We start from the raw sequence: 12,654 nt of genomic DNA on the forward strand, positions 1-12,654 counted from the left end.
GCACGCGAGACAATGCGCCGCAGGCGCGAGTATCGCGTGCTGACAGGCGACGCTCGAGGGGGCCGAACCCCCGCGCGCGCCAGCGCGCCAAAAACACAGCACCTTTGCGGGCAAGGTCACCTTCCCACCTTCGCGGCAGGGTCCGCTCCCTCACCTATACAAGCAAGGTCAGGTCCTCGCCTCGGTGCGTGGGGTCAGGTTCTCGCCTTGGCGGGTGGGGTCAGGTTCTCGCCTCGGCGGGTGAGGACACCCCCCCACCTCGGGGATTCAGCTCACTCCACCCGCCCGGCCGGTCCCCTCAAACCCCCAGCAACTGCGCACACCGCAACAACCCCAAATGGCTGTAAGCCTGCGGATGGTTCCCCAGCGACCGCTCCGCCACCGGGTCGTATTCCTCACTCAGCAGACCAGTCGGCCCCGCCACATCCACCAGCTGCGCGAACAGCGCTTCGGCGTCGGAGCGTTTCCCGATCAGCAGATATGCCTCCACCAGCCACGCCGCGCAGAGGTGGAATCCGCCTTCGCCGCCGGGCAGGCCGTCGTCGTGGTGGTACCGGTAGACCGTGGATCCACTGCGGAGTTCGGCCTCGGTGGCCACCACCGTCGCGGCGAAGCGCGGGTCGGAGGGGTCGATGAGGCCGCTGAGCCCGATGTGCAGGGTGGCCGCGTCGAGGTCGATGCCGTCGTAGGCGGCGGTATAGGACTGGACCTCGTCGTTCCAGCCTTTCGTCTTCACCTCGTCGGAGATCGTTTCCCGGAGCGGGGCCCACGCCGGGTCGATCGGGCGGTCGAATTTCTCGGCCAGGATGAGTGCGCGGTCGACCGTGAGCCAGCCCATCACCTTCGAGTACACGTGGTGGCGGGGGTTGCCGCGGATCTCCCAGATGCCGTGGTCGGGTTCGGTCCAGCGGCGCTGTACCGCCGAGACCATGGCGTGCACGAGTTCCCAGTCCGCGTCGGGCAGGACCTTGCGCGGGTCGGTGGTGCCCTGCTTCTCCCGGGCGTGGGCCAGGGCGGTGATGAGGTCGACGATGGGGCCGAAAACGTCCAGCTGGACCTGCATGTTCGCGGCGTTGCCGACGCGGACGGGGCGCGATCCGGCGTAGCCGGGCAGCTGGTCGATCACCGCTTCCGGGGGCAGGGTTTCGCCGTAGATGGTGTACAGCGGGTGCAGGCGTTCGGGGCCCGGCAGCGTTTCCAGGACCCGGTGCACCCAGTCCAGGTACTGTTCGGCCTCCCCGAGCGATCCCAGTGAGACCAGCGCGCTGGCGGTGAGCGCGGCATCGCGCAGCCAGCAGTAGCGGTAGTCCCAGTTGCGGACGCCGCCGATGTCCTCGGGCAGCGAGGTGGTGGCGGCGGCCAGGATGGACCCGGAGGGGGCGTGCACCAGGCCGCGCAGAGTGAGCGCCGAGCGCTTCATCAGGTCGGGTTTGAGGGACGGCAGGTCGAGTCCGGCCGCCCATTCCGACCAGTACAGTTCGGCGATCCGCCGGCGTTCGGCCTCGCCGGTCGCGGCGGGGGTCAGATCGTGTGTGCCGCAGCGCAGTTCCAGCACAATGGGGCCGTCGGAGGGGTCGACCACGGCGGTGGCCGAATCGTGGACACCGTCGCTGTGGATCTGCCACTGGACGCCGGGAGCGCGCAGCACCACCGGGTCGTTGGTGCCCCAGACGCGCAGTCCGTCGCGTTCCACCTCGAGGGAGACCGGGACCTGCCCGAACTCCGGCCGGGGCGCGAAGGTGATCTCGGCGGGGGCGCTGCCGGTGATCACTCGGGTGAGTTCGGTGCGGTCGGCATCCACGTCATGCGGAAGATAGTCGGTGACCTGCAGTTTCGCCCAGCGGGTCTCGACTGTCATGGTGCCGTCGACATACCGCTGGGAGAGCGGGAGGCCGGGGCGCTGTGGGGCGATCGAGAAGTGTCCGGCGTCGATTCCGCCGAGCAGATGGGCGAAAACCGCGGCGGAATCGGGTTCGGGATGACAGAGCCAGGTCACCGTGGCGTCGGGTGTGACCAGCGCGACCGATCGCGGGCTGGCGAGCATGGTGAGCCGTTCGATGCGGGGTGCGCTGGCGCCGGCCAGCCAGGTGCGCCGCTCCTCGAGCAGGAACGCGAGGGCGTGCGACACCGCCTCGGTGGTGTGCACGCGGTATTTGGCGAGCGAGTCGCCTTCGCCGACCTTGATGCCGATATCGGGTCCGGTCAGCGCCCGGAACGCCTTCTCGTCGGTGACGTCGTCGCCGAAGAACACCGCCGCCGACGCACTCTCCTGGTGGCGCACGGTGCTGAGCGCCGAACCCTTGTCGGTGGGTACGACGGCCAGTTCGATAACAGATTTACCCTCGGTGACCTGGACGCCTACCCAGCAGGCGGGGCCCTGGCGGACCAGGTTCAGGGCGCGTCGGCCCACCTCGGCCGCGGCATTGCGGACATGCAGCGCGACGCTGGCCGGTTTCGCCTCGACGGAGGCTCCGGGGTGGTCGTCGGCGATCGTGTTCAGTGCCGAGACGACTTCGGTCAGCAGTTGCCGGGCGTCGTTGTCGATGGCGTGGACGAAGCCCACGTCGAATTCGGAACCGTGGCTGCCGATCAGTTGCACTTCCACCGGTAGCCGCGACAGGGCGGCGAGGTCGCGCAGCGCGCGGCCGGATATGACGGCCGCGGTGGTGCCGGAGAGGCCGGCCAGTGCGCGTAAGGCTCGCACCGACTCCCCGTGCGGGTAGGCCTTGGCCGGGTCGGACACGATGGGCGCGATCGTCCCGTCGTAGTCCGATGCGACCAGCAGCCGAGGCACGCGAGCGACCGTCGACAGCGCTCGGCGAAGTTCCAGTGGCAGATCCTGTGCGCTCACACCATCCAACCTATTGATCGGAGTTTTCGTTAAGAGGGGGCGCGCATGACAATACTGTGTCGAGTGCCCTACTCCGATTCGGCGGGAACTGTGAGCGACCGGCTAGACCTCGGAGCGTTTGCCGAGCAGTAGATCGACGGTCAGTTCCAGGCGCTCGGAGACATCGGTCGCGGAGGCGCGGCGGGTCAGCCAGGCCACCAGATTCGACAGCCAGACATCGCTGATGACGCGGGCGATGGCGAGCTGGCGTTCGGTGGGTTCGCCGTCGTTCATGGCGCGGGCGAACACCCGGTCCATCACCTTGCCCACCCGGTCCACCTCGGCGGCGGCGGAGGCGTCGGCGAACATGAACGCCCGGGTCATCGCCTCGGTGAGTAGCGGGTCGCGCTGCATCATCCGGGTGATCTGCGCGAGCAGCGTATGCATGCGCTCCTCCGACGAACCGGCCAGCGGTTTGCGTTTGCCCTCGAATTGCTCGAACTCCCGGGCCAGCGCCGAAACCAGCAGGTGAACCTTGGACGGGAAGTACCGGTACAGGGTTCCCACCGCGACATCGGCGCGTTCCGCGACGGCCCGCATCTGGACGGCGTCGTATCCGCCCTTGGATGCCAGCGCGAGGGTGGCGTCGAGGATCCGCTTGCGCCGTTCCCGTTGTGCGGCCGAACTCAGCTCGTCCTCCCGCAGCGTGGTGACGGGCGCGGCCGCACCCGAATCGCCGGGCTGGGAACGGGAGGGGCTTGCCATGGAGTGGAGTCCTTTCCGTGACGTGTCGTAGCGCGTGGAGCAGTGTCGCAGGCGCATGCCTTGACTTCCGCCCACCAGGGATATTAGAACATGTTCTAGGTGTGGGAGTCACGCCGGAAAGGCGGTATGGACTGTGACCATCGCCACCACTGACGAGCACAAAGCCGTTCAACAGTCGATGAGCGGATGGGCAGCAGCGGCGCGACCGATTGCAACAATGCGGGCCGACACCACCGGCTTCTGGCGGACCTACTGGGCAACGCTGAGCGAACTCGGAATCTTCCACGTCGCGGTCTCCGAGGAGGCCGGCGGCGCGGGCGGATCGGTGACCGACCTCGCTGTTTTCCTCGAACAGGCCGCCCACGACATGGTCGGCGGGCCGGTGCTGACGACCGCGGTCGCCGGGCTGGTGACCGCGGGCCGGCTGGCCGAGGACCAGCCGTGCGGTATCGCGCTGGACACCGTAGTGGCCGACGGCGGCGAACGCGCCGCGGCAGCGGTTCCGGCGCTCGACGGCGCGGGAAAACTCGACGGGACCTGGGAATCGGTTCTGGGTGCGGCGGACGGGACCGCCCTGCTACTGCCGGTCGAGACCGGCGACGGCCGGCGCTGGTGTCTCATCGGCCCGGATACGCCCGGTGTCCAGGTCGAGGCGCTGGAGCCTCTCGACCTCTCGACTCCGCTGGCCCGGGTGCGGTGCGCCGGGGTGCGGGTGGAGCCGGACGCGGTGTTCGCACCCGACTACGCGGTCGAGGATCTGGTGGCGGCGCTGGCGGTCGCCGAACTCGCGGGCGTGACGGGCTGGTGCCTGGAGACCGCGGTCGAGTACGCCAAGGTCCGCGAACAGTTCGGCCGCAAGATCGGCAGCTTCCAGGCCGTCAAGCACATCTGCGCGTGGATGCTGTGCCGGACCGAGCTCATCCGCTCGGTGGCCGCGGACGCGGCGGCCGCCGTGGATTCCGGGGCCGCCGAACTCCCGATCGCGACGGCCATCGCGGCGGCGATCAGCCTGGACGCGGCGGTGGAGACCGCCAAGGACTGTATCCAGGTACTCGGCGGTATCGGGTTCACCTGGGAACACGACGCGCATCTGTACCTGCGGCGCGCGGTGGCGCTGAACCAGCTGCTGGGCGGTGGTGCGTACTGGCGGGCCCGGGTCACCGAACTGACCCGGGCGGGTAATCGCCGGACCACCGGCGCGGACCGGGTCTTCGCCGACGCGGCGGCCGCGGGCGAGGCGACCACCGGCGCGGCGACCGATGAACTCGCCGCGGAAGTGGCCCGGATCGCCGCGCTACCGGCCGATCGACAGCGCGACGCGCTGGCCGAGGCGGGCATGATCATGCCGCACTGGCCCAAGCCCTACGGACGGGCCGCCGACCCGATGACCGGTCTGGTGATCTCGGAGGAGCTGCGCCGGGCCGGCGTGGCAGTACCGGATCTCACCATCGGCGGCTGGGCCGTGCCGACGCTGCTGCAGCACGGCACCTCCGAGCAGATCGAGCGATTCGCCTGGCCGACCCTGCGCGGCGAGGTCGTCTGGTGCCAGCTGTTCAGCGAACCGGAGGCCGGTTCGGATCTGGCTGCCCTGCGGACCACCGCCGAACGGGCCGAGGGCGGCTGGATCCTGCGCGGCCAGAAGGTGTGGACGTCGCTGGCCAAGGAGGCCAACTGGGCGATCTGCCTGGCCCGCACCGATGCCGCCGCGCCGAAACACAAGGGCATCAGCTACTTTCTCGTGGATATGCGCAGTGCCGGTATCGATATCCGGCCGCTCGTGCAGATCACCGGCGAGGCGCGGTTCAGCGAGGTGTTCCTGGACGGGGTTTTCGTCCCCGACGAATGCGTGGTCGGGGAGCTCGGCAACGGCTGGAAGATCGCCCGCTCGACGCTGTCGGCGGAACGGGTCGCGATGAGCGGTAACGGGATCGGACCGGCGCTCGAAGAGCTCATCGCGAAACTGCCCGCCGGCGGCCGGGGTTCTGAACTGGTGAACGACAGGCTCGGCGGTTTCGTCGCCGACGCCATCGCCGGGCTGCTGCTGGAACAGCGTGCCGCGGTACGCATTCTGGCCGGGGCCGACCCCAGCGCGCAGAGCAGTGTGCGCAAACTCGTGGGTGTGCGGCACCGGCAGGCGGTGGCCGAGTTCGCGGTGCAGGTGGCCGGGCCGGCCGGTGCCCGGAGCACCGAAGACACCTCGGAGTTCCTGCTCACCCGCTGCCTGTCGATCGCGGGCGGCACCGAGCAGATCCTGCTGACCGTGGCGGCCGAGCGGATTCTGGGGTTGCCCCGGGACGCGGCCGGATAGTTCGTGCGACGACTGGAGAGCTGAACGTGGACTTCACCCGAGACGAGGCCCAGGAGGCGGTGGCCGAGGTCGTCGTCGGACTACTGGAGCGGGAAGCGGCCCGCGACGCGGAGCTGTGGCCCGCGCTGACGGCGAGCGGACTGCTGTCGGTGGCGCTACCGGAACGGTTCGGTGGCGACGATATGGGCATCGACGCGGTATCGGTCCTGCTGACCGAACTGGCGACCGATGCCGTCGCCGCGCCCGCGCTGCCCACCCTGGGCTTCGGGGTCCTGCCGATGCTGGACTCGGTGCCGGAGGCGGTCGCCGCGGAAGTGTTCCCGGCGGTGGCCGAGGGCGCGGTGCTCACGGCGGCGATCAGCGAACCCGGTGCGCCGCTGACCACCGAACCGGCGACCAAGGCCGAGGTGTCCGGCGATACCGTGCGGATCACCGGGCACAAGGTCGCGGTGCCGTGCGCCGACCAGGCGCGGTGGCTGCTGGTGACCACCGATTCCGGGGTCGCGCTGGTGGAGACATCGGCGGCGGGCCTGACCCTGACCGGTTCGCCGGTCTCCGGGGGTGTGGCGGAGTTCTCGGTGGTCCTGGACGGCGTGGTCGTCCCGGCGGAGCGGTTGTTCCCCGAGATGGCACCGCGGTTGCATCGGCTGGTGCTGGGCACGATCGGCGCGGTCGCCGACGGATTGCTGGCGGGCGCCCTGAAACTCACCGCCACCCATGTGGGCACCCGGCATCAATTCAATCGGCCGCTGGCCGAGTTCCAGGCGGTGGCCCAGCAGATCGCGGATCTCTACGTGGTGTCGCGCACCCTGCACGCCGCCGCGCTTTCCGCGAACTGGGCTCTCGGGCAGGAGGATTCGAGCCCGCAGCGGCAGCAGCGGATCGACGACGATCTGAATGTGCTCGCCTATACGGTGGCCGCGGAACTTCCGCAGGCCATGCAGAAATGTCATCACCTGCACGGCGGTATCGGTGTGGATGTCACGCATTCCATGCACCGCTACTACTCACAGTCCAAGGACCTCGCCCGCTGGCTGGGCGGCGCCGCACTGCGGCTCGAACGATTGGGAGCAGGGTGTTCATCGATCTGACCAGCGAACAACGCAAACTCCGCGACGATCTGCGGGCCTACTTCGCCGACCTCGTCACGCCGGAGGAATCCGCCGAGATGCAGGTCAACCGGCACGGCGATGCCTACCGCGCGGTGGTGCGGCGGATGGGCCGGGACGGCTGGCTGGGCGTCGGCTGGCCGAAAGAGTACGGCGGCCAGGGCTTCGGCCCCGTCGAACAACAGATCTTCTTCAACGAGGCCTCCCGCGCCGACGTACCGCTGCCACTGGTGACCCTGCTGACCGTCGGCCCGACGCTGCAGCAGTTCGGCACGCAGGAACAGAAGGAGAAATTCCTGCCCGGAATCCTGTCCGGCGATATCCATTTCGCCATCGGGTATTCCGAGCCGGAGGCCGGTACCGATCTCGCCGCGCTGCGGACCAGCGCGGTCCGCGACGACGCCGGCGACTGGGTGGTCAACGGCCAGAAGATCTTCACCACCGGTGCGCACGAGGCCGATTACGTCTGGCTGGCCTGCCGGACCGGGTCGGTGGAATCGCGGCATCGCGGGATCACCATTCTGATCGTTGATACGAAGGATCCGGGGTATTCGTGGACCCCGATCATCACCGCCGACGGCGCCCATCACACCAACGCCACCTATTTCGACGATGTGCGCGTTCCGGCGAGCATGCTGGTCGGCGAAGTGGACAAGGGCTGGCGGCTCATCACCACTCAGCTCAACCACGAACGGGTGAGCCTGGGGCCGTCCGGCAAGATCGAGCAGCTCTACGACCGGGTCCGGGACTGGGCCCGTCCGCGCGGTGTCCTCGACGATCCCGCGGCGCAGCGGTCGCTGGGCCGGATCCACGCCATGACCCGCCTCAACGAATTGCTGAACTGGCAGGTCGCGGCCACCGCGGAGAATCCCGATATCGATCAGGCGCAGGTTATCGCCGATGCCTCGGCGACCAAGATCTTCTCCACCGAATCGCTGCAGGAGGCGGGCCGGCTGGCCGAGGAGATCGTGGGCCGTTTCGGCGACCCGGCCGATCCGGCGACCGCGGAACTACTGACCTGGCTGGACCGGCGCACCAAGCAGAACCTGGTGGTCACCTTCGGTGGCGGTGTCAACGAGGTGATGCGTGAACTGGTCGCGTCCGCGGGCCTGAAGCTGCCACGGGTGCCGCGCTGATGCGACGCGACCAGTCGCGGTGCCGAGTCATCCAAACGAGGAGATAATCCGTGCCGGAAACCAGTACTCCGGAAGCGATCACCGCGGCCGCCGAGAAGATCATGGCGGCCGGGGCCAGCGCCCCGCGGCGGGGTCGCGATCCGGTGAACCAGCCGATGATCAACAACTGGGTCGAGGCCCTGCGCGACACCAATCCGGTGTACGTCGACGAAGCGGCCGCGAAGGCCGCAGGTTTCGACGGGATCGTCGCCCCGCCGGCCATGGCCCAGGTGTGGACCATGCTCGGGCTGGGCGGGAAGCGTCCGGCCGACGATCCCATGGAGTCCACCAACGCGCTGCTCGACTCCGCCGGATACACCTCGGTGGTCGGCACCAACTGTGAGCAGATCTATCACCGCTATGTGCGCCCCGGCGAAGAGGTGAGTATCACCAGCGCGCTGGACACTGTCGTCGGTCCCAAACGGACGGGTCTGGGCGAGGGATTCTTCCTGACCTACCGCACCAGCTGGTACGTCGGTGACGAACTGGTCACCGAAATGCTGTTCCGCATCCTGAAATTCGCTCCGGGCACCGCGGCACCGCCGAAACCCGCGACGGGGGAGCGGGTGCGGCCGCTGGTTTCCCAGGACACCGAATTCTTCTGGTCCGGTACCAAAGCCGGCGAGCTGCGCATCCAGAAGCTCCCCGACGGGACCCTGCGTCATCCGCCGGTACCGGCCATCTGGCAGGACAAATCCGAACCGGTCGACTACGTCGTGTCCTCGGGTAAGGGCACGGTCTTCAGTTATGTCGTGCACCACGCGCCCAAGGTGCCCGGTCGTGAGCTGCCCTTCGTGGTCGCGCTCGTCGAACTGGAGGAGGGGGTGCGGATGCTCGGCGAACTGCGCGGGATCGAACCCGAGAAGGTCGAGATCGGACTCGAGGTCGTGGCCGGTTTCGAGACGCTGGACGACGATACGGCGCTGCCGTTCTGGAAGGTGACCGCATGACCGCCACATTCGATCCGGCCGCGGTCACCGTCGGGACCGAACTGCCCGAACTGTCCATCCACGCCGACCCGACCTTCGTCATCAGCACGGCGCTGGCCACCCGGGATTTCCAGGATGTGCACCACGACCGGGACAAGGCGATCGAGCGCGGATCCAAGGACATCTTCGTCAACATCCTGACCGATACCGGGCTGGTGCAGCGTTTCGTCACCGACTGGTCGGGTCCGGCCACCGTGGTGAAGTCGATCTCCCTGCGGCTCGGGGTGCCGCTGTACGCCTACGACACCCTGACCCTGACCGGAAAAGTCGTCGAACTCGACGGTGCGGATGTCCGTCTGGAGGTCGTCGGCAAAGACAGCCTGGGCGATCACATCGTCGCGACGGTGGTCGCGACCATCCCGGGTGCCGGAGGCGGGGCGTGAGCGGTGCCGACGCCGAGTCCTGTCCAGCCCGCGAAATGAGGTTCGTATGACCACTCCGCAACATCCCCTGTCCGGCCGGGCCGCCATCGCGGGTATCGGCGCCACCGACTTCTCCAAGGAATCCGGCCGCAGCGAACTGCGGCTGGCCGCCGAGGCGGTGAGCGCGGCACTCGCCGACGCCGGGCTCACCCCGGCCGATGTCGACGGCCTGACCACCTTCACGATGGATACGAATCTGCAGGTCGCGGTCGCGCGGGCGGTCGGGATCCCGCAGCTGAAGTTCTTCAGCCATATCGGCTACGGCGGTGGCGCCGCCTGCGCCACCGTGCAGCAGGCCGCCATGGCGGTGGCCACCGGAGTGGCCGATGTGGTGGTGGCCTACCGGGCGTTCAACGAGCGATCGGTATCGCGTTTCGGGCAGTTCTCCAGCTCGCTGGCGGCCGCGCCCACCTCCTCTGGAATCGACGCGGGCTGGTCGTATCCGCACGGCCTGGGCACACCCGCCGCGCAGGTCGCGATGGTGGCCCGGCGGTATATGCACGTGTACGGCGCGACGAGCTCGGACTTCGGGCGGGTCGCGGTCGCCGATCGCAAACACGCCGCGGTGAACCCGAACGCCTTCTTCTACAACAAACCGATCACCCTGGACGATCACCAGGCCTCGCGCTGGATCGCCGAACCGCTACATCTGCTCGACTGCTGCCAGGAATCCGACGGCGGTGTCGCCATTGTGGTGACGAGCGTGGAACGGGCCCGGGATCTGCCCAACCCCGCGGCCGTGATCACCGCCGCCGCGCAGGGCAGCGGGGCCGATCAATATGTGATGACCAGCTACTACCGGGACGGGCTGACCGGGCTGCCGGAAATGGGCCTTGTCGGCGACCAGTTGTGGGCGCAGAGCGGTTTGCGGCCCGAGGATATGCAAACTGCAGTTCTGTACGACCACTTCACCCCGTTCGTCCTCATGCAGCTCGAGGAATTGGGATTCTGCCCGCGCGGCGAGGCGAAGGATTTCATTGCCGACGGTGCCATCGAAATCGGCGGAAAACTACCGATCAACACGCACGGTGGCCAGCTCGGCGAGGCCTATATCCACGGTATGAACGGTATCGCCGAGGGCGTGCGCCAGTTGCGCGGTTCCTCGGTGAATCAGCTCGAGAATGTGGAGAACGTACTGGTCACGGCCGGTACCGGGGTGCCGACGTCGGGGCTGGTGCTCAGCGCCGACGCGGGCTGAGCCGAATTCCCGCCCGCGGGCGGAATGTTTCGGCGAACACCCGCGCCGCCGCGATCGCGGCGGCGCGGGTGTTGTCCCCGGGCGCGGCAGAGTTCTCGATGGCGCGAACGGATCTTCGGCCGAAGATCCCCGCCGGGGGTTGTGAGATTTCACAGGGGGGAACAAGATATGACTGTTGATTCCGTCATGGACAGCAGGTTTGCCGGCAAGGGGCTGGTAAAGGTGGAAAACTTGGCATTTCATATTGTCGATTCACTCCCGGACCGGCCGTCCGGCATGTAAATATGTGGCTGTTCTAGCAGTACGCAGGTTCGAGGTATCGGGTTGGCCGGGTCGCGGGCGCTGATCGCGCGCATAGTGGCGGTGTTCGCGCTGTTGTTCTGCGCTGTCGTCGCGCTGCGCGGAAACATTCCCGGAGTATCGGAGAATCCGGACGACGGCGGTGCCCCCGCGGCGCTCACCGTCGCTCTGATGCCCGTCCTGCTCACCGTCTCCATCGTGGTGCTGCTCGCCGGGGTGATCGCCAGTCAGCACCGGTTACCGCTGGCCATGCCCGATCTGGAAGAAGCCGCGCAGACATGGCGGCTGGGCCGGCTGGGACTCGTCGCGCTGTTCATCCTGGCCGTCTCCGGAGTCCTCGCGACGATCTTCTTCGCGATCTACTTCATCGGTTTCCAGCGCACAGTGGAAGAGGTCCCGCCGCCCCCGGCGAGCGGGCAGCCGGCCGATCCGCGCACCGCCGTCCCGCCCGGGACCGACGAGGATCAGCCGGTGCTCACCGGCACCGGGATGATCCTCGCGACCGCCGCCGCCGGCACGCTGGTCGCGGTCGCGGTGACCGGTCTGGCGGTGGTGACCGTCAATACCACCAGACGTGAACGGGCCGCCGAACCCGACGACGACGAGGCCGCCGCCGGGGAACGGCTCGCCCGCGAAACCGATTCGCTGGTGAAAGCCGCCGAAATGGGTCTGGCCGCGATGAACGCGCCCGGGCAGGACCCGCGGACCGCCATCATCGCCTGCTATGTCGCGATGGAGCGCGGGTTGATCAAGGCGAGCGGGGTGGCACCCAGGGCGTCCGATACCCCGATGGAGGTGCTGGCCCGCGCCTTCGAACACGGGGCCCTGCGCGACACCTCGGCGCGGGAACTGGTCGCGCTGTTCGAGGAGGCGCGGTTCAGTCCGCACTCGATGATGGCGTGGCAGCGGATGCGGGCCGAACAACTTCTCCGGGTGGTGCTCGCCGACCTGCAGGGGGTGGCGGCTCCGGCGGTACCCGCGGTCGTCGCCGATCAGGGCGGCTACCCACCCGACCTCCCGCTCGGCGGGGTCGCGAGCCGGACGGGGTCGCTGTGACCAGACCATGGATCGTCGTGACCGCGATCATCGGCGTCGCCCTGTTCGAGGTGGCGGCCTACCTGCGGGCCCGCGATTTCATGCTGGTGGCCGCGGGCGTGCCGGTGGCGTTCGCGCTGTGCTGCTTCGTCTGGGTGCTGTTGCGCCCCGAGAAGCGGGAAAAGGAACCGGCCGACGAGATGGAGAACGGGCCCGCCGAGATGCTGCGCCACTGGTATGCCCGTGCCGAGATGCTCGTCGACCGCGCCGACGGCAGCCGTGCCGACTGGGATCGGCATCTGCGCCCGCTGCTGGCCAAGGAATTCCAGCTGTCGGCCGGTCTGCGGGTCAGCAAGAACCGGCGGGCGATGGAAAACGCCGGGATCCACTTGTTCGGTGCCGAACTGTGGCGCTGGGTGGATCCCGCCGACTCGGCGTTGCGTGACCAGAACACGCCCGCGCCGGGTCGCGCGGCTCTGGACGAGATCCTGAGCCGCCTTCAGAGAATGTGAAACGGGTCGAC

At 68.5% G+C, this 12,654-nt stretch carries 10 protein-coding genes; 8 read left to right on the plus strand and 2 right to left on the minus strand.

All coding sequences use genetic code 11. From position 1 onward, the window contains the following. Positions 1-298: 298 nt before the first annotated feature. The gene (otsB, locus tag AB0F41_RS22080) at positions 299-2,851 is read right to left on the minus strand and encodes a trehalose-phosphatase (RefSeq protein WP_357426646.1); all 2,553 of its coding nucleotides are present in this window, start codon (positions 2,849-2,851) and stop codon (positions 299-301) included. Between the two features lie 102 nt (positions 2,852-2,953). Beyond that, the gene (kstR, locus tag AB0F41_RS22085) at positions 2,954-3,595 is read right to left on the minus strand and encodes a cholesterol catabolism transcriptional regulator KstR (RefSeq protein WP_357426648.1); all 642 of its coding nucleotides are present in this window, start codon (positions 3,593-3,595) and stop codon (positions 2,954-2,956) included. A 133-nt stretch (positions 3,596-3,728) separates the two neighbouring features. Here kstR and AB0F41_RS22090 point away from each other — a divergent pair, with 133 nt between their 5' ends. The 8 genes from AB0F41_RS22090 (at position 3,729) to AB0F41_RS22125 (ending at position 12,643) form a co-directional block, all read left to right on the plus strand. Then, on the plus strand, positions 3,729-5,903 hold the full coding sequence (locus AB0F41_RS22090; protein WP_357426650.1) for an acyl-CoA dehydrogenase: 2,175 nt from the start codon (positions 3,729-3,731) through the stop codon (positions 5,901-5,903). 26 nt (positions 5,904-5,929) lie between these two features. Then, the gene (locus tag AB0F41_RS22095) at positions 5,930-6,994 is read left to right on the plus strand and encodes an acyl-CoA dehydrogenase family protein (protein ID WP_357426652.1); all 1,065 of its coding nucleotides are present in this window, start codon (positions 5,930-5,932) and stop codon (positions 6,992-6,994) included. After that, positions 6,979-8,148 (plus strand): acyl-CoA dehydrogenase family protein, encoded by a 1,170-nt coding sequence (locus tag AB0F41_RS22100; protein WP_357426654.1) that lies wholly within the window; start codon positions 6,979-6,981, stop codon positions 8,146-8,148. Before AB0F41_RS22095 ends, AB0F41_RS22100 begins: the two co-directional genes overlap by 16 nt. Positions 8,149-8,249: 101 nt before the next feature. Next, entirely contained in the window at positions 8,250-9,137 is an 888-nt protein-coding gene (locus tag AB0F41_RS22105; protein ID WP_357426746.1) for an OB-fold domain-containing protein, read from the plus strand. Beyond that, positions 9,134-9,559 (plus strand): MaoC family dehydratase, encoded by a 426-nt coding sequence (locus tag AB0F41_RS22110; protein WP_357426656.1) that lies wholly within the window; start codon positions 9,134-9,136, stop codon positions 9,557-9,559. The genes AB0F41_RS22105 and AB0F41_RS22110 overlap by 4 nt, the downstream gene beginning before the upstream one ends. Before the next feature lie 46 nt (positions 9,560-9,605). Further along, a complete protein-coding gene (locus tag AB0F41_RS22115) occupies positions 9,606-10,796 on the plus strand; it encodes a lipid-transfer protein (protein WP_357426658.1) in 1,191 nt (396 codons plus the stop codon). Positions 10,797-11,120: 324 nt separating this feature from the next. After that, positions 11,121-12,152, plus strand: coding sequence for a DUF4129 domain-containing protein (locus AB0F41_RS22120; protein ID WP_357426660.1), 1,032 nt, complete (start codon positions 11,121-11,123; stop codon positions 12,150-12,152). Continuing rightward, entirely contained in the window at positions 12,149-12,643 is a 495-nt protein-coding gene (locus tag AB0F41_RS22125; protein ID WP_357426662.1) for a hypothetical protein, read from the plus strand. The genes AB0F41_RS22120 and AB0F41_RS22125 overlap by 4 nt, the downstream gene beginning before the upstream one ends. The last annotated feature ends 11 nt before the right edge of the window (positions 12,644-12,654 follow it).

The sequence above is a fragment of the Nocardia sp. NPDC024068 genome, from assembly GCF_040638875.1.
GTDB lineage: Bacteria > Actinomycetota > Actinomycetes > Mycobacteriales > Mycobacteriaceae > Nocardia.